General features: G+C 51.8%; 11 protein-coding genes. 5 read left to right on the top strand and 6 right to left on the bottom strand.

Annotated elements, in window-relative coordinates; all coding sequences use genetic code 11:
• Window positions 1–148: 148 nt before the first annotated feature.
• Window positions 149–895: a hydrogen peroxide-dependent heme synthase gene (hemQ, locus tag IDH45_RS15145; protein ID WP_190928961.1), complete on the top strand. Its 747-nt coding sequence runs from the start codon at window positions 149–151 to the stop codon at window positions 893–895.
• A 378-nt stretch (window positions 896–1,273) separates the two neighbouring features.
• On the opposite strand, the gene IDH45_RS15140 is transcribed toward hemQ, so the two are convergent.
• Both IDH45_RS15140 and IDH45_RS15135 read right to left on the bottom strand, forming a co-directional pair.
• On the bottom strand, window positions 1,274–1,459 hold the full coding sequence (locus IDH45_RS15140; protein WP_190928960.1) for a sporulation histidine kinase inhibitor Sda: 186 nt from the start codon (window positions 1,457–1,459) through the stop codon (window positions 1,274–1,276).
• A complete protein-coding gene (locus IDH45_RS15135; protein ID WP_190928959.1) occupies window positions 1,456–1,683 on the bottom strand; it encodes a hypothetical protein in 228 nt (75 codons plus the stop codon). The genes IDH45_RS15140 and IDH45_RS15135 overlap by 4 nt, the downstream gene beginning before the upstream one ends.
• A 341-nt stretch (window positions 1,684–2,024) precedes the next feature.
• Between IDH45_RS15135 and IDH45_RS15130 the strand changes: the two genes are divergently transcribed.
• The 4 genes from IDH45_RS15130 (at window position 2,025) to IDH45_RS15115 (ending at window position 8,238) form a co-directional block, all read left to right on the top strand.
• Complete coding sequence (locus tag IDH45_RS15130) at window positions 2,025–3,863, top strand: LTA synthase family protein (RefSeq protein ID WP_190929056.1); 1,839 nt, start codon at window positions 2,025–2,027, stop codon at window positions 3,861–3,863.
• Between the two features lie 416 nt (window positions 3,864–4,279).
• Window positions 4,280–6,616 (top strand): ATP-binding protein, encoded by a 2,337-nt coding sequence (locus IDH45_RS15125; RefSeq protein WP_190928958.1) that lies wholly within the window; start codon window positions 4,280–4,282, stop codon window positions 6,614–6,616.
• Window positions 6,613–7,275, top strand: coding sequence for a response regulator transcription factor (locus tag IDH45_RS15120; protein ID WP_190928957.1), 663 nt, complete (start codon window positions 6,613–6,615; stop codon window positions 7,273–7,275). Before IDH45_RS15125 ends, IDH45_RS15120 begins: the two co-directional genes overlap by 4 nt.
• A 3-nt stretch (window positions 7,276–7,278) precedes the next feature.
• A complete protein-coding gene (locus IDH45_RS15115) occupies window positions 7,279–8,238 on the top strand; it encodes a polyprenyl synthetase family protein (RefSeq protein ID WP_190928956.1) in 960 nt (319 codons plus the stop codon).
• Between the two features lie 180 nt (window positions 8,239–8,418).
• Here the strand turns inward: IDH45_RS15115 and IDH45_RS15110 are convergent, their stop codons facing one another.
• The 4 genes from IDH45_RS15110 to IDH45_RS15095 all read right to left on the bottom strand — a co-directional run bounded on the left by IDH45_RS15110 (window position 8,419) and on the right by IDH45_RS15095 (window position 17,992).
• On the bottom strand, window positions 8,419–14,088 hold the full coding sequence (locus IDH45_RS15110; RefSeq protein ID WP_190928955.1) for a CARDB domain-containing protein: 5,670 nt from the start codon (window positions 14,086–14,088) through the stop codon (window positions 8,419–8,421).
• 881 nt (window positions 14,089–14,969) lie between these two features.
• Window positions 14,970–16,274 carry an S-layer homology domain-containing protein gene (locus tag IDH45_RS15105; RefSeq protein ID WP_190928954.1) on the bottom strand — a complete coding sequence of 435 codons (1,305 nt, stop codon included), beginning with the start codon at window positions 16,272–16,274 and terminating at the stop codon, window positions 14,970–14,972.
• A gap of 221 nt (window positions 16,275–16,495) precedes the next feature.
• Window positions 16,496–17,077 carry a DUF975 family protein gene (locus IDH45_RS15100; protein ID WP_190928953.1) on the bottom strand — a complete coding sequence of 194 codons (582 nt, stop codon included), beginning with the start codon at window positions 17,075–17,077 and terminating at the stop codon, window positions 16,496–16,498.
• A 207-nt stretch (window positions 17,078–17,284) separates the two neighbouring features.
• Window positions 17,285–17,992, bottom strand: a complete 708-nt coding sequence (locus IDH45_RS15095; RefSeq protein WP_190928952.1) for a PIG-L deacetylase family protein — start codon at window positions 17,990–17,992, stop codon at window positions 17,285–17,287.
• Between the last annotated feature and the right edge of the window lie 42 nt (window positions 17,993–18,034).

Genomic DNA, 18,034 nt, shown 5'->3' with positions numbered 1-18,034 from the left:
GGGAACCGGCTGTTGACAGACCGCTCTGTTCAGCCGGTCCTGAACGGTTTGTGTCAACTCTGTGAAGCGTTTGCCCTTTGGGCTCCGTTTCGCTACAATTATGGCGTAAACCGATAATCCGAACGGATTGACGAAAGGAGCTGCACCTATGAGCGAAGCGGTACAAACGCTGGAAGGCTGGTATGCGCTGCACGATTTCCGCGCGATCGACTGGAACGCCTGGAAACGGATATCCCCCGAAGAACGCGCCAAGGCGGAGGACGAGCTGTATACGCTGCTTGCCGAGTGGAACGAAGTCGAACAGCAGAAGACAGGCAGCACGGCATTTTATACGATAGTAGGTCAAAAAGCGGACATCGTCTTCATGCATCTGCGTGAAACGTTCGACGAATTAAACGAGCTTGAGACGGCGTTCAACAAGACGACTTTCGCCCAATATACGATTCCCGTTTATTCGTACGTCTCCGTCGTTGAGCTTAGCAGCTATATGGCGAAGCCGGGCACCGATCCGATGCAGGACCCGGAAATTATGGCTCGTCTGAAGCCGATTTTGCCGAAAGCGAAACATATTTGCTTCTATCCGATGAACAAGCGCCGCTCCGGCGACGACAACTGGTATATGCTCAGCATGGAAGAACGCCGCGGCTTTATGCGCAGCCATGGCATGATCGGCCGCAGCTATGCGGGACGGGTCAAGCAGATCATCACCGGCTCCGTAGGTCTGGACGACTGGGAGTGGGGCGTTACGCTGTTCTCCGACGATCCGCTTACGTTCAAAAAGCTCGTATACGAGATGCGCTTTGACGAAGCAAGCGCCCGTTTCGGCGAATTCGGCGCTTTTTACGTCGGCAACCTTCTCGATTCGGACAAATGCCGCAGCTTGCTCCGCGTATAAGTGAAACGTGGTTTGAACCGGTTCAAACCGGATTTATGAAAAGCACCGTCAGGGGAAGTCACCTGTAAGGGATTCCGGACAACCTGTCTGAGCAGAAGAAGGCAACTTTTCACTTGGAACGGCCAGATAACACTTCTTCACATTTAATCGACAGTCTCATCAGAAGATATTAGTGGGCGGGTTGTGTTCGCCTTCGCCATAACATATGCACACGGGAACGCACAAACACGCCGGCTCTGACAAAGACGAGTCTTTGGTTCCTTCTACGGAGCCCCCTGCTCTGCTGTTGTATTTCGTTCAAAAAAAGCCCGAGTCCGTTGCGGACCGGGCTTTGCTATGGAAAACCATGTTTCACTTTGCTGCAGTTTAACAAAATCGCTACGACGATTGCAGCCGGCTGTACCCTGAAGCTGCCGGAACCGCCAGCACAGAGCTGCAGTCGGGCACCTTCAGATTGCGCTTCTCCATCTCCTGGCGCAAGATATCGATGAAGTCCTGCTCAAGCTGCCACTCCACCGACTTGACGTAACAGTCGACCAGAATGTCATCCCGCAGTCTCTTCACACGACTCCCTCCCTGTAAAAGCCTTCGTGATCCAGCTCGCGAACCGCCGTTTCGGTAATCCGCTTGAACGCTTGTGCTCTATGTAAAATCTCGTCGGACATTTCGCGGAGAAAGGAATCGCATTCCCCAGTATCGGTCAGTAAATAGAGGCGGTGCTTGTTGCTGTGAAGCACGGTTTGAATCGCCAAAGCAAAGAAACGTTCGTCTCCTTGATTCACCTTCATCTCTCGTCCCCTCCCAGGATGTAAGTCCGCGGCGAGTATCAACACCGACGACACTTCCATATTTATACACTTTCTATGTTATCCGGAATCGGCCCGGGATTCAGCGCAAATTTGTTGCATTTGAATGCAAATCGGTTTGCACTCGGACGCAAGGCGGCTTGTTTCCGCTTTCCGGAATCCGTTTCACCGATCGTTATACCGGGATATTGTCGAATTTGAGCGGTTGGGTTTTCCTTTTCGTTCCAGTTTTTGACTTCCTCGCTCCGCCGTTGCATAATATTTTTAACGAGATTTATAGGAATCGGACTAAAGCACGGGAGGCTGGAAATTTGACGAAGCGGATGAAGCCCTTTCTCTTTTTCTCCTTGATTATGCTGCTCAAAAGCGGTCTCACCTGGCTGGTCATCTCCGAGGGCAGCTGGTCGTGGGCGCCGCTGCTGACCGAAATCCCGTTCGTCTGGATGCTGTTCGGTTTAATCGAGATGTTGGCGACCAAGCGGAAGCTCGCCTGGTATATGACCGTAAATGTTACGCTTACAGCCGTCTTTTTTGCCGTTATCATGTACTACAAGTATTACGGTGTCATCGTCACCTATCATGCCTTGAAAATGCTAGGCCAAGTGACGGCCGTCAAAAGCAGCGTGTTCTCGCTGATGCATCCTTACTATTTGTTTATTTTTCTCGACATCGTCGTCATCAGCATGCTGCTGATCCGCAGCAAAAAACAGAACCCGCACATGCAGCTGTTCGCGCTCGTCCATAACCGCAAAGCGGCTACGTTTTTGTTCACCGTATCGCTGGCAATCTGTTTATTCAATATTATGCCGAACCGGGCAAGCATGAGCGAATTCAAACAAGCCGAAGAAATGGGAATTCTCGGCTACGAAGCTTACACGCTGCTCACGAAACAAGAGCGGCAGGCCGCCTCGGGCCCCCCTGTCGTACAAGCCGATATCGACGCCCTCAAGCGGACTCTCGTCCCGGAGGCGCCGGAATATGCCGGAGCCGCTTCGCAACGGAACGTCATCGTGATCCAGCTCGAGTCGTTCCAGAACTTTCTGATCGGACTGCAGGTCGGCGGCACGGAGGTTACGCCTGTCCTGAACGGGCTGGCCCGGGAGCATCTCTATTTCTCCAACTTTTATCAGCAGGTAGGTCCCGGCAATACGTCCGACGCCGAATTTGTCGTGAATACGTCCCTTTACATCCCGCCTCAGGAGGCTGCGACACAGCGGTATGCCGGCAAAGAGCTGCCCAGCTTGCCGAAGCTGATGAAGCAGCATGGGTACAGCTCGCTGACGTTCCATACGAACGACGCCAGCTTTTGGAACCGGCGCGAACTATACCGCTCTCTCGGGTTTGACCGTTATTACGACAGAGCCTTTTTCGGCGAAGACGATCCGGTTTTCTTCGGTTCCTCCGACGATGTGCTGTATGACAAAACAGCCCGGGAGCTGGCACGGGTTCAGGAAGAGGAGGACAAGCCGTTTTACGCCCAAGTTATCTCGATGACCGCGCATCATCCGTATACGATTCCGCCGGACAAGCGGAAGTTCCCTCTTCCCGACGTCTACAAGGACACGTTCGTGGGCAACTATATTTTGGCGCAGCATTACGCGGATGCGGCGCTCGGCCGTTTTATCGACAAGTTGCAGTCGAGCGGCCTCTGGGAGAACAGTCTGATCGTCGTATACGGGGACCATCTCGGACTGCCGGTGTACATGCTGACGCGAGGGGAAAAAGAGCTGATGAACGGCCTGCTCGGACGCGAATATACGTATCCGGATATGCTGAACATCCCGCTCGTCGTCGCCGCTCCGGGAATCACCCAGCCGGCTGTGCTCGATAAGCTCGGGGGACAAGTCGACCTGCTGCCAACGATCGCGAGCTTGACGGGTATTCCTCTGCAGGACCAGATTTACTTCGGCCAGGATCTGCTGAATCAAACCGGCAATTTGCTGCCGCAGCGGTATTATTTGCCCTCCGGTTCGTTTATGAACGAAGAGACGATCTTTATTCCGGGAAGCGGTTATGACGACGGCAGCCTGTATCCGTTCGCGAAGATCGGCTTGCCGGACCCTTCCGCGACGGAGGACGAATACGAGCGGGCGCTGATGCTGCTCCGGCTGTCGGATCACTACGTGATGCAGCTGCCCGACCTGGACGGCGAGCCTGAATAAGAATGGGGGTTGCCGGTAAACGGCGGAAGTTAGCAGCATTTCATAGAGAAGCGAAATCGATAGAGCGCGGCACTGACAAAATACGTGCAAAAAAAGAGAGACTGTATATGAAAATATACAACCTCTCTTTTTTTTGTTAAAATAATAGCACCTCTTAGGACCACCACAATTGTTGGACTTTGGCCTTGAGTCCTTCTTTATTCAGCACAGTACGGACAGCTGCATTCTCGGACGGCGACAACATTTTGTTTTCGGTAACGCTTTCTTTTCTCGAGTTTCTAACAGTCAGTTGCAGTTGCGGGGACCAAGTTAAAGTTTGCATACTTAGGATATTCCTCCTTATTTTTATAATCCGTTACTAATCCAATAGTACCAGAAAATTATGGAAGTTCAAATACCAAATTGTAGGTGATTATATGTTTTTTTTTTTGAGGGGTCGAAAACTGCCGATTATCATCCTCGCTCTCATCGGCATTCAAATCTGGTTTGCCTACCTGACCTTCCGCTACCCGTATATAGGGATTAATTTGGCTAAAAATCCTGGCAGTGAATGGGTGGTAGAAAGTCTCGATCCGGAAAGCGTATCCCAGCATCTGGACATCCGAATCGGAGATACGATCGTTTCGGTAGACGGAGTTCCTCCCTCCGAACATCCTCCTATCAAAAAGTGGGGCTCGATTGAACAGGTCGATGAAATTATAATCGAACGGAACCATCAACAGCTCACCGTTACTACGGAAGGCGTCTCGAACTCGCTTTCCTATTCGCTGCTGCCCTTCATAGCCGAAATCGTCTGCTTTACCATAGCGCTGTTCATTAATTCCCGGATCAAATTTTCCAAATCCGCTACTCTTCTTGCTCTTGTTTTCGTCTGTATCGGGATCACTTTTATGAGTCTTGGGGCCTCCATACGCGGAGACGCGCTTGGCAAAAACTTAATCAATACGTTTCTCGTCTTATTACCGGTCGTTTTCTTGCATTTCTTAATCGAGTTTTTTAAAGAAAAAGGCGATCAGGATTTGCCGCGAGGATACTTGAAATATTTATACATATCGGTTGCCGTCAATTTTCTGTTCCGGTGCACCTTTTTTTTCGAAAGCTTCGCAGCGTTTTATATGACACGCATCACTTCCATGATCAATATTATTATGTTTATCCTTTCGATTTCGTTAAGTTTCGCCGTGCTAGCCGGGTTATATATCAAAAATTATAAGAGCAATTCCTATTTATCCACCATTATAAAAGTAGTCTGGGTTGCGCTGATCATCTCTTTCATTCCGATCGTCACTTTATCCTTTCTCCCGCTTGTGTTGTATAACGTAGAGTGGGTCAGCTCGCTGTATATGGGATGGTTTGTGCTTTTTTTCCCGCTTTCGTTCGCCTATCTATTGTTAACCAAGCAATTATACGACATCGATATCGTGCTTCGCCGGCTTTTGTTCACCGTTATTGTCGCGCTGCTGCCGAGCGGAGCTATCGTACTGGTCAACGCCTTGATTTTCCAAGACTATATCAACCTTAAATATTTTTTCTTCTCCTTTATCGTTGTCTTGGTTATATTAACTTTCGTTCTATATTCCGTCGAGAACATGTACACGCGCCTGGAGCGGGTGATGTTTCCGCGTAAACATTACTTGCAGGAAGCGCTCAAAAAAATATCGAAAGACCTGACGTCCATATCCAGCTTCCGCGATCTGAAGGATCTCTTTCTGAGCGATATCGTGAATACGCTGCAGGTGTACGGAGGCGCCATCGTGTTCCGTCATCGCGACAGTATCGAAATGATCCGCGAAGGGGACATCAATCAGGAGGAAGTCGAGAAAATAGTAGCCAGCGAACCGTCATCGGAACACCCGAACCTGATGAAATTCGAAATCAACCGGCACGAGGAATATACGAGTTACCTGATCATGACCCAGAAAAAGTCGAATACCAAGCTCGGTCTGGAGGAAGTGCAATGGCTGAGTCTTATTATCTCGTATTTGGCCGTCAGTCTGGAGAACATCTACTTGATCCGCAAGCTGACCGTGAAGCTGAACCGGCTCGCCTCCCAGCTGCCGAACGAGCAAGAGGCGTACGATTTCAACTGGTTCCGCAAACTGACCTTCGAGCTTCAGGAACAGGAGCGGGTGCGAATTGCCTCCGATCTGCACGATACGACAATGCAGGACTTGTTCTTCTTGAAGCGCAAGCTGACGGCGCTTGGGGAACGGCTGGGACTTCCGGCCGACGCCAAGGAGACGATTCACGGACTCGTCGATTATATTGAAATTATCAATGTGAACCTGCGTCAAAGCTGCTTCGATCTTAACCCTTATCTGCTGCAGGAAATCGGGCTTGTCCGGACGATCGAAAAAATTATTGAACGGGAATCGTTCAGCAGCCCGTTCCAGATCCGCTTCGACGCCTCCGGCGCGATTGCGGTCGAACGCCGCGATCTGGAAACGAAACGCCATATTTTCCGAATCGTGCAGGAATTAATCAATAACGCGAAGAAGCATTCAGAAGCTTCCTTTATCTCGCTTCGGCTCACCACGATAAGCGGACAAGTCGTTCTGCATTACCAGGATGACGGCGTCGGCTTCGACCCGGAAGAGATGACGGCGCCGGATATCGGCACGTCCGGAGTCGGGATCGAACAGCTTCGTAGCCGTGTTCTTCATCTGAACGGCCAGTTGGAGCTGGACGCTCATCAAGGGGAAGGAGTCAGTATCCGTATTTCGTTTCCGATGAAAGGGGGAAAGACTGCATGAAACGAACCGTCAGGACGGTAGTCGTAGACGATCATCCCGTTGTAGCTCGGGCGACGAAACTGATTTTGGAGCAGGTGGAAGGCATCACCGTCGTAGGAGTTGCGTCGAACGGACAACAATGTCTGGAGCTGGTTGAAGAGCATCAGCCGGAGCTGCTGTTTCTCGATTACCATATGCCGGACCAGTACGGCAGTCTGGTCGCCGAGAAAGTGAAGCGGCGCTACCCGCAGACGCACATCGTCATTTTTACCGGAATCGATGTCGCCGACTTGTACAACCACTTGCTTGAGATCGGGGTTAGCGGCATCATTTCGAAAGAGTCCGGAGAGACGACGATCCAGAACCTCGTCCGCTGCATTCTCGACAACCATACGATGATTCCGCTCCCGCTGTATCAGCAGATGCGGGTAACGAACCGGGTGCCCCGCCCCGCCGAGACGGAAACGGTCGTCTTGTCCGCCGACGAGCTGCAAATTATGTCGTTGCTGGTCAAAGGCGTTACCCATGAACAGATCGCCGATCAGATCCATGTCAGCAAACGGTCGGTAGACAATTATCTCAAAAAAATATACGACAAGTTCGGCGTCTCCACCCGCATTCAGGCGATCGAGAAATTTGTGCGGAGTCCGATGTACGCCGATCTTCCGGAGGAGCCCTAATTGATGCAGGCTGCCCTGTTGAACGAAATCGAGCAAACGATCGACCGGCTCGTACCGGTAGCGGATTTCAACGCCTTGCTGAAAGCGTTCGCCTCCGACAAGGCGGGGGAAACGTCGCGCTGGGGACAATCGACGCGGCTGGCCCACTTCATGTATGGCGGACGTTCGCCCCATATCGACCGGCTGGCGGCTTTGACGGAGCTGCTCGTGCTCGCGCTGGATATCGCCGACGATTTGCAGGACCGCGACAATATGGACAAAAGCTGGATGAAATGCCCGCCCGAGCTGGCGCTGAATGCAGTGATGGGTCTGCTGATGGGAGCGATCGCCGAGTTGGGCCGATTGCAGGCGGAGCATCCGGAGGAGCGGTTTCCCGAGCCCGGTGAGATTAGCCAAATCGTCATGCATGCGGTAAACGGACAGTATCGCGACTTAACGAACGATATCGAAACCGAGCAGGATTACATCTCCGTCGTGCAGCACAAATCGTGCATGCTGCTGAAGTTAGCCTATTACATGGGTTACGGGGCAGCTCCCGCAGGCGGTGACATCGCCGAGCAGATGGAGCTGCTGGCCGGTTACGTCGGGGTTGTGTATCAACTGTCCAACGATATGCGGGATGTCTTGCGTTACGATCTGAAAAACGACCTGCTGCACCGAAAAAAGACGTTGCCGATCTTGTACTTGCTCGGGGACGATACGGAAGGCAGGTTCGCCCCGATTCAGGACTATTACTCGGGCGCGATGACCCGGGAACAGTTTTTGCAGCACAAGGGAGCATGCATGGCGTACATCGCCGAATCGGGATGCGCCGAGTATACCGAGGTGATCCAGTCGCTGTTTATGCAAAAGGCCGTAGAAACGTTGGACGGGCTGCCCGCTCTGTCGCCGTGGAAGGAGCAGTTCCAGGAACTGACGTTGGGTCCCGCCGGGCAGCCCGCTATGGACCCTACGGAGCTATGAGCGTAACAGGAGCAGGGATGGCTGGGGAAGTAGGCAGTCCCTCGTAAAGAAACGAACCCCCGGTTCGAAGCCTCTCTGCATCTGGTCCGGCGAACTATCATCTGTAACGGTAAGACGGACAAACTGCCTGAAATCGCGAAGCATTCGCGGAATCAGGCCGTTTGGTAGTATCGTTTGGTATTATTGTCTCCGGTGAACCTGGACCGCTTCCTGGATATTGCCGATGATTCGGAGCGGGATGTCCTCCGTTTTGACGACGCCGTTCTGGTAACGGATGCGAAAATGGACGATCTGTTCAGCTTCCGGGAAGCCTTGCGTAACCGACATCCATCTCTCATCGAAAAGCCGTCCGGAGAATCGCGTGCTTGACCCGTCCTCCACAATAAGCAATTCGCTGACAAAAAAGCGGCCGCCGTCCTTCCCCACCGTATCGATCCAGGCAACCGCTTCGGCCACGGGCGCCGGGGAGCTTTCGGTCTGAACGACGAACACTTCGCCGGAATAAAAGTCTTTGGGCGCGGCTGTCGTATTGTGACCTTTGGCTTCATGAATGTCGCGCCACTGCGGCGTATGGCTGACATCGGACAAGATCGTCAGCGGCGCGGCAACTGGCGTTTTAGTTGTGCTGACAGTCTCATAGCCGTCGCTAACGGTCAGCGTGACGGTGTAAACACCCGGTACCGAGAAGATGAACAAGGCGTCCGTCGAGATCAGTACGAACCTGTCTCCGACCGGCGTTTCAATATCCCAGCGGGAAGTCAGTACATCGCCATCGGGATCGGAAGACATATTTTTCAAATAAACGGTATCCCCTTCCCAAATCGGCTTTGGGGCCCAGTCAAAGTCCGGGACCGGCACCCGATTCACATACAGCCAAGTATCCGCGGACCATCCGGACCAGACGTAACCGTCATGGACCCTGACGCGTACGCGAAGCTTCTGTCCGCCCGGCAGATCGCTGCCAGCGGTCCATGTTCCCGCCGATAGAGTGGAACCTTGCCAGTGCTGTCCCGATGTCAGGAGACGCGTATCGTTAGCCTCGTTCCACACTTCCAGCTCGAAGTAATGGAACGTGGTGCCTGGGTCGGGGTCCGTCTGCGACCACTGGAACACCGGCCGTATCGTGCTCACGACCGTCGGCTGAGCTTGCGTTCCGTCTGGGTACGTCATCACGGCTTCGGGCGGCCGGTTCGTCACGAGCCAGCCGATATTCGACCAGTCCGACCAATCATTGCCGTCGCTCACCCTCACCTGAACCTGGTACTTCTGCCCGATCGCCAGGTTTGTATCCATCGTCCACTGTGCCGTATTGGAGGTTGTCCCTTGCGGCTTGATGGCGGTATCGCGGACCACAGTGCCCCATTCGTCCCGGACGATCAAGTGGAACGCAGCGAACGTCGTATCGGGATCGATGTCGTGCTGGTTCCATGTCAGCGTCGGCTGCAGCGTGTTCACGTAAGACGGACTTGTTTGGCTTCCGCTTGGGAACGTCAGCAACACGGTCGGCGGGGTGTTCGGCACCGGCTGCGATACGTTGATCATTTGCTCGGCCCAATCACTCCAAGCCCCGTACTCGTCCTTGACGGCCAGCCGTACGGTGTACGCTCCTTTTTTCGACGGCCTTGTCAGTTTCCCGAACTGGGTGATGCCGTCCGGATCGGTGTAATTGTACCTGCGCTCGATGACGCCGCGGGTAGCCGCATAATCGATCCCGGTTGCTTCCGTCGAATAGTGCCATGGCGCCAGCCAGCGGTCCGGATCGTAGCTCGTGTCGGTCCAGCCAATGGTATAATCCGGGTTTTGAGCGACCGTGAATACGGCGATCGGCCGGCGGTGGATGATGACGAATTCCGTCTGCAGATCGGAATATTTGCGATAGCTGCCGAACGTCCCATTCGGATACTCGTATCCGGCTGGTGACGGATCGTCGGGAACCTGATAGGAAACTTTGTACCGACCGACTTTATCCATGATCAGATGCGGCGATGTCACCATTTGACCGTGAAACGCGGATAACCCGGAGTAGCCGTCGCCGGCATCCAAAAACTTGTTCGGCTCCACATGATCGAACGTCCACCGGCTCCAGTCGGTTATGGCCGGATCGTTCTCCAGGTCGGAATAGCTGATCACATATTCTACCGGAGCGCCTACAATGGCCGTGTTCTTCGTGCTGCCCTCGTTGCCGATGTACTTCGTGTAATGGAAACCTTTGATCAAAACATGCGTTACTTCCGAATACGGCCCCATCATCCCGGAGGAAAACGTCGAATCCGTAACATCCAGGAGAGGTACCCCGCCTACATACCCCTTCAGACGGTCCCCGCTGAGTTTCAGCTTCACATCGTAATAGTTACCTTTGCTGATTGGGTAAGAGACTTCCTGCAGCGTCGTTTTCACGCCATCTACGATTTTTACGATTTTGGATTTCTCGTCCGTTACCTCCAGTCTGTACATGTTCCGGTGATCGACCATCCGGGCCGCTAATCCAAAGGAAACCGTATTTGCAAAGTTCTCGTGATTGAGTTTAAAGCCTGCTGCTACCTCGCCGTTATCCAGCGTTTCATTCGGATTGCTCAACTGGCCGAAATTGTACAGATCTGCTGTATGTGGATCGACATCCGTTTTAACCACCCAGGCCCAGAAGGTCGAACCGGAATCATACCGGAATTCAATTACGACCGTTCCGTCTTCCATAACCAGTGGGGCGCGATCTGTGAATCCATAGATATTGCTTGGTTTCGTATATTCTGTAAGTTTGTTTCCGTTCAGATCGTACACTTGAAGGCCGATATGGTTAGTAAATAAAATCTTGCCGTCCGCCGTTACGGTTGCTGGTAGCATGAGGCCGCCATAAATGAAGTAGGAATCTTCATTGTAATAGCGCGACTCCCCGGCCAACACAGTAACGATTGAAAAGGTGTTCAAATCAAGAATGTTCATGTAATTGTAGTAGTTGACAACATCGCCATCTGAGCTTTTAATGGTGGTGGTCCAGTAGATGACTTTGTCATGCACGGTTACAAGTTGACTCGCACCGCCGTAATCGCGCTGCGGGATCTCATAGAGTAAAGCCCCCGTGTTGTTATCAAATACTTTGGCTCGCTCGCCGCCAGGGCTACCTGGAACAGTTATGATTGCTTTATTGTTATCGGCCGTTACATATTCGACCACTCCGTTCTGGATTTGCGAATCATACCGATACAGACGTTTTATTTTCGGTATGGTCCAGAGCAGATTGCCGTTCCGGTCTTTCTTTTGTAAATCGCAAGCGTAGGGAAACTGCCAATTCGTGTTATTGTCATTGTCTAAATAACAAGCATACACATACGGATTTCCCTTGTAGTCTGTGCCGTAACTACGGCTATTGGCATAAGACTTCACACGCTGAACGACTTGATCCGTCACGACAGGCAGCCCTTCCATTCGGGATACAGGACCAATCTCGTACATCGGCTTGGCTGCCGGATAGGTCCAAATATTTGTTGGCGGGTCCGGTGGCAGCACTTTATCGTAATTCGGCGTGTTAAACGATACGAAATATTCTCTAAAGTACAGCGGTGTCGGTAATGCCGGTGTCCCTCCTCCTTGCGCCCGGAAGGCTGCGTTTTCGACGTCCGAAATATTAAATACATAGGTGTGATAATAGTAGCCGTACGTATTACAAGTACATCGATTGTTGGAACGGAACATCACCCGGCCGGTTTCAAAATTGGGGGTCACGACGTAGCTGTTGGGCCATATACTTTCCGAACTATGATTTTGCATCGCCTGTGTCCGGGAGATGTTCGATGCTGTGCTGTTCAGGTTCAGCCAGCCGTTCGCATTGGAACCGGTAAATACATACGGCTTCAACATGGAGCCAAGGCCCCAACAGTTCCCGTAAAGAATATCTCCGCAACCCCAAGTCAGCACTTTGCTGGTGACATTGCTATTGGTTGGAGCTAACCCTTGCGAAATCGGTGTGCCCGGCACTTCCAGCGCATTCTCACTGCTGTTGATATTGTATTCCTTCGGTTTTGCGGCCATCGAGATCGAAGAAGCGGTCCAGCTCGGATCGTATAGCAGCGTTTCCGGGCTGAATGCCTTGGATTCAACCTGCGGCGGTTGGAAGTCTGATCCTTTGACGTAAAACGGCGCTTCCGGCGCTTCGTTGATCACTTCAAAATAAAAGTCTTTCGTCGCCGATTTTTTGTATCCTACCGACTCTTGGGCGAATACCCGAATCGCGTACTTCCCTACCTTCGTCGGCGTGAAGCTAAACTTTCGACCGGTATCCAGCTCGACCGGCTCGATCGCCTCGTCGCTAAAAGAACCGTCATTGTTGCTGTCATACATCAGACTCACTTTGGAGATGAACATCGGATCGTCATCCGGACTGTACGATTTCTCCCTGAAATGGAGTGCCACGTTGCGAATGCCGATGCCGGGGTTATCCAAGTCCGGAACAGGCGGCAAGTCGGGTCTGACATAAATCGTCTTCGACGCCTGATCCTCCGGCAAGTTTTTCAGCCCCGCGCTATTAAACACGTCGAGGTACACCGTGTAGTAGCCGGATTCCGGATACATCGTACGCTTGTCTCCACCCCACAGACAGCTTGTAATTTCTCCAAATGGCGTATAGCTGTCCGCGCAACTGAACGGGACCGGGATCGGACGGCCTTCAACGGCGTTATCCCCTCCTGTAATGACCGGAATCGGTTCCGGTGGAACAACATTCAGCGTAGTCGTTTTACATCCGGCGTCCGCGCCGCGGACGTCCTGAGCACAAACGTTGATGGAATGAGACCCGAGCACGTCCGCTTTCAGCATCCGGAAATGCTCGTCGTACGACCAAAACCCCCGATCTTCGTACAGCTGTTTCAGCCAAGTGCTGGTCGTGTTTTTGAAATCGAAATAGTAGATAATACCGTCGCCTTCCGGATCGTAAGGAGTAGGCGGATCGTCCAGCGGATTATGGATGATGCCGAGATCGACATAACTGCCGACTACAACTTGGCTGATCGAGGGAAAGGCAAAGCTGTTGCCGCCTGCAAACCAGCCCGGAAAGAACACGGGAGGACTGTTGCCGGAAGGTACGACAATTTCGAACGGCTTCGTCACGACCTTTGTAGAGCCACAGGAGGACGTTATCTTCATCGTAACATTTACGATTCCACCCCCGATGCCAGCCGGGTATGGCGGCCCGCTGATCCCCCCCGAATAAATGCTAGATCCTGCATCTTCCGTATGGACCTTGCTCCCTTGAGTCGAGGTCCAAAGCAATTGAGCAAGCGTACACACGTTTCCGTCTTTCTTCCCTTTCACCGATACATCCAGCGGCCGGTATACTTGGCTTTTTCCGTACTCGACCGGGGACGGGTATACAAACATAAAGTCCCCTGTAATCACTTCCGGACCATCATTGGGCTCCGGATCGGGACCGGGGTCACTGCAGGACACCTTCCCCTCAAAGGAGAACGTCTTGGAGTTGTTCCCGGTGTTTTTCTCTCCGGGCAGCGTATCGACCGTTACGGTAAATGTTTTCGATCCGGCTGCCGTGAACTTGTACAGAAATTCGTCCTTCTTCACTTCCCCGTTCGCGATGCCGTTAAACGGAATCGTCTTGATGACGGTCCCGTCCACGCTTACTTTCGCATTAAACGCCCCGGAGTAAGGCGCTCCGTGGTTCGTCACGCTGACGTAAAAGCTCATGTTGACGCCGACCAAGATACAGCTCTGTGCGGCGGTCACTTTAATATCTGCAATGTCCGGCTCCGGAAGGACGTTGTCCTCGTAGGTGACGGTGATATAAGTTGGGTGCTGGTATGTTCGGCCTTCTAAATCAAAGGTAAAGGCTGCAAAGTAGGCCATCATCCTGGCTCCAAGGGCGCCAGGGTTTTTGATGGCGCTGCTGGGTGGCGGTGTTCCATCGTTAGGATAATCTAAGAATGACTGTGAGTATCGGATATAGAAGCTATTCACATCGCTTGGATCTTTCTGGACAAGTCTCGCGTTACTAATCTTGTTTTTCGTCCCTATTCCTTCTGAGGTGCCATATGTGCCTTCAGGGCCTTCAATTTCGACCTCTTCTTCCACTTTAGGAGTTTTAAAACTTGTAACCTTTAAATGATTATCGTCGTAATATTTTTGAGTACTATCGTAGAATGCCTTTGTTCGATTAGCCGGGAACTCCAGTTCCTGTGTACAAGAAGGAAACTCGTACATCTCAACGCCGCCATAATACTCTGTTTTACCGCCTTCGCAGTACACCTGTTTAATATTTCCGTGCATATCTTCTTTATTTGCATACCAGCCCTTTTTAGGATTAGTATAGCTGTATCGGTACCATGCGAAAAACGTATGTGTCTCGGAATTGTTGGTTGATGTGACCTTGATCTCCAGCCCTGTCGTACTTATACTACCGGACCAACTAGCCTGCCCAATAGCCTGCGGGATGGGCTTAGTTGATCCGTCTCCATTTACGAATACCGCGTTTTTAATTTTCTTTCCTTGTCTGAATTCGATTTGAGTTGTTGGATTAAGGACTTGTTCTTTCGAATACCCTTCCCAGTGAGCTGTACCGTTATAGTTCAACATAACTATTTCAGTGGTTTCCCCTGCCGCTTGTGCTGCTCTGGATAATGAACGCAGTTCCGGAATAATAAGGTCAAGTGGTAGAAGACTACCAATCATGAGAGCCAGGCAGAGATAGGCGATCCGCCTCTTGAGAGTTCGAAACATCTGTCCACCGCCTACTCAATCAGTTTTGGCGTAACTAATTCGAATACGTCTTTGTAATTAGGCCCTGCAGAAGGATGAGAGGTAACCCGCAAGCGTAATGTTATGGACCCATCAGTTTGTATTCCGTGTTTCGGCAAAATCATGGCTTTGAGCGCTTTCTGCGTATCGTTTTTATTATAAAGACGTGCCCATGAGTTTAATTTCCCTTCACTTAAAGCGCTCGAATCAGGCCTAAGAATGCCATAAAGTGAGAAATCAAGCCCGTTTGCTCTTTTTGGGTATAGTGTGTATGACTCATCATTATTAAACTCTGTATGCGTCTCAACTACGAAAAGATAGCTATCCGGATAATCCAGAACATTAAAGTATTCATTTCCTCCCCCACGCCAAACCAGCTCATTCAAATCCCCCATAATTCCCCGATTCGGGTCATTCGGATCCTCCAAATCCACAGCAACAACACGGGTTACGACGCCTTTATACAATCCATCGCTCGTTTCAATCGTCAAATTGTCCATATTCCATGGAAATCCTTTGCCCCCAAAAAACTCCGGCATAACTGTAAAAATATTCGTCTTTTTCAGCGCTAGCTCCGCATTTCCCAGCGCATACTTATCCACTTCCAGCGTACCGCCGCTGTTCACGGTCAAAACCCGCTCGATGATCGTGACCGACTGCGCCCGCGTCGTGGTGTTGTCCGGAGCCAGATCTCCCGCTTCCAATCCTTGTATTAACCCTTTCTTCGTCGCATTGTACATGACCGAACGGTCGTCAATACGAACTTCGGGCTTTTGGAGGGTCGGGTCAGTAGCGCGAACGGCGATCCGGGCCATTTCCAGCCGGGTCATAGAGGTATTCATGTCGCCTTCCTTGAAATCTTCCTTGCGCTGAATGCCGATCTCCTGCGCCTTCTGCACATACGAATCGTACCAATTGGCCGGCTCTCCCGCCGATACGGTCAATTCCTTCGCTGAACCCGCCTGCTTCGAATCAACTGCCGGCTTCGCCGCCGTCGTATCCGGTCCCATCGCCGTAAGCACCATCTTAATAAACTCTGCGCGCGATACCTCTTTTTCCGCACGGAACGTCGCATCCTCGTACCCATCCACATACCCTTTCTTGACCGCCTTCTGGATACTTGTCTCGCCCCAATGCCCGCTAATGTCTGTCAGCACGACGTTTTTGGCAGCGCCAGAAGACGCCGCCGCAGCAGGCTCCGCCTTCAAGCCCGTATGGGCACTTGCACTCGTGGTCGTCGAATCGCAGGCCGAAACAATTAACAACAAAGCGCTCAAAGTGATCCAATGTTTATTCATCATCAATCTCCCCTTTTATCGGTAGCATAGGTCCAAAGTCATCCATCAGCAGTAGTATCACATAAAATATTCATTCTCGTCCACATATTTCCACAATAAAAAACCGCCACTACGCGCATCTCTTCAGATGTGCATAATGGCGGTGCTTCCGCTCATTTCAAACGATTCCTTCCTGAAAATACCATAGATACAGCAATGTGTCAAGACAGACCGAGATTCCGTTAGCTGGACCGGCTCTTCAAGTCCTCGTAAAAAGCCGCCTGGCTCGCCAGCATATAAGGAACCAGCCACAACGAGCCGATGCCGAATGTAATGGCGCTCAGAAGCGCCCAGCCAATAAAGGACACATACAGAACGAACAATCGCCACTTATGCCCGTACATCATTTCTTTGCTTCGCTCAATCGCATCCTGCGGACCAATTGTCGCATCGTCCTGCATAATAAAATAAGCCTGCGAATAGCGGAGAGCGGCGATAATGCCCGGTACGACCAGCAGAAGCGACCACAAAATAATCAATACATACATCAGCAAATAAAGAGCCATGGTCGGCGCATACCGGCTGAAGCCGTCGAACAACGAGCCGATTAGCGGACGTTCTCCCCTATGCAGCCTGAGGAAGAAAACGTACATCGCAAAAGTTAACGGACCGCCCAGCAGCAGAACCCCGATCCATCCGATCCCCGGAATCGAACCGACGAGCCCGAGAATGAGCGAGTAAATCAAGGTCAGACCAACCGCATTCCACCAATAACCGGTCAAGCTTCTTCTTCCCGCCGCACGCAACTCTGAACTTGTGGGCATGACACCATACCTCCATGTTCGATCGAATTCGCACCGCACGTCCTCGGACCCCTCGCATTTTACGGCACAAAGTAACATATGATCGACAGCAGCGAAACTTTCGTTTTTTTTCGCCGATATGCAAAAGAAGCCCCCGACACCGTCACCGACAGTGTCAAGGACTCCCGTTATCCCGCTATCCCGATACCTCAGTCAATCTCCGTCTGCTCAAAACCACTGGAGCCGCTGGTTCAAGGCGCCCCGCGGCACCATAAACCCTTGCGCCCTTTTGAAATAAACCGGCGCTCCGCGAACGACCGTCAGCGATTTATAATAATCGATGTACGGGAAGCCGTAAGTCTCTCCCCTCGCAAAAGCGTACACGCTAAGCGCTTTAATCCACGTCTCGAACGCATCCTCCGGAATGTCCACGAACACCTCGGGCACGAACTCGTGCATATCTTCCCAGTTTTCCGAGAAATACAGCTTGCCGGCATAGTGGGAAGGCAGATCGCGCTCGATCGTTTTCAAGGCGGCATAAAAATGCGCGTCCTCGACGATTTTGTGCGTATTGGCATGATCTTTATGGATGCTGTTTTTCCAGTGAGTAATAATGATGTCCGGCTTCACCTCGCGGATGATGTCCGCAACCTCGTATTTGATCTCGTCGTTGACCGGAATTTCCGCATCTTTGTATTGCAGGAAACGGACGTCCGCGCCGAGAATTTCGGCCGATTTGTACGCTTCCTCGATTTTCTGCTTCGCATATTCGTCGGGCGTCAACCGCGGATGCCCTTTCTCCCCGGGAGTCAGATGCAGAAACGTCGCTTTATGGCCTTCCTGCGTGTATTTCGCAATCGTCGCTCCGGCTGTTAGTTCCTGGTCGCCGGCATGGGCGCTGATCGCCAGAATATGTTTTTTACCTTCTCCAGCCATGGTTGATCTCTCCTTTATGTCTGCATAACGCCAAGCCAAGTC

This window comes from Paenibacillus oceani (assembly GCF_014705615.1).
Taxonomy (GTDB): Bacteria; Bacillota; Bacilli; order Paenibacillales; family NBRC-103111; genus Paenibacillus_AB; species Paenibacillus_AB oceani.
The sequence above is the reverse complement of the archived record's forward strand: the minus strand, read 5'-3'. Positions and strand labels throughout refer to the sequence as shown.

Coding starts and splice junctions, on each gene's coding strand:
- IDH45_RS15115 (WP_190928956.1), top strand. CDS start 7,279: ATGCAGGCTGCCCTGTTGAACGAAATCGAGCAAACGATCGACCGGCTC.
- IDH45_RS15095 (WP_190928952.1), bottom strand. CDS start 17,992: ATGGCTGGAGAAGGTAAAAAACATATTCTGGCGATCAGCGCCCATGCC.
- IDH45_RS15135 (WP_190928959.1), bottom strand. CDS start 1,683: ATGAAGGTGAATCAAGGAGACGAACGTTTCTTTGCTTTGGCGATTCAA.
- IDH45_RS15120 (WP_190928957.1), top strand. CDS start 6,613: ATGAAACGAACCGTCAGGACGGTAGTCGTAGACGATCATCCCGTTGTA.
- IDH45_RS15100 (WP_190928953.1), bottom strand. CDS start 17,077: ATGCCCACAAGTTCAGAGTTGCGTGCGGCGGGAAGAAGAAGCTTGACC.
- IDH45_RS15110 (WP_190928955.1), bottom strand. CDS start 14,088: ATGGCCTACTTTGCAGCCTTTACCTTTGATTTAGAAGGCCGAACATAC.
- hemQ (WP_190928961.1), top strand. CDS start 149: ATGAGCGAAGCGGTACAAACGCTGGAAGGCTGGTATGCGCTGCACGAT.
- IDH45_RS15125 (WP_190928958.1), top strand. CDS start 4,280: ATGTTTTTTTTTTTGAGGGGTCGAAAACTGCCGATTATCATCCTCGCT.
- IDH45_RS15105 (WP_190928954.1), bottom strand. CDS start 16,274: ATGAATAAACATTGGATCACTTTGAGCGCTTTGTTGTTAATTGTTTCG.
- IDH45_RS15130 (WP_190929056.1), top strand. CDS start 2,025: ATGAAGCCCTTTCTCTTTTTCTCCTTGATTATGCTGCTCAAAAGCGGT.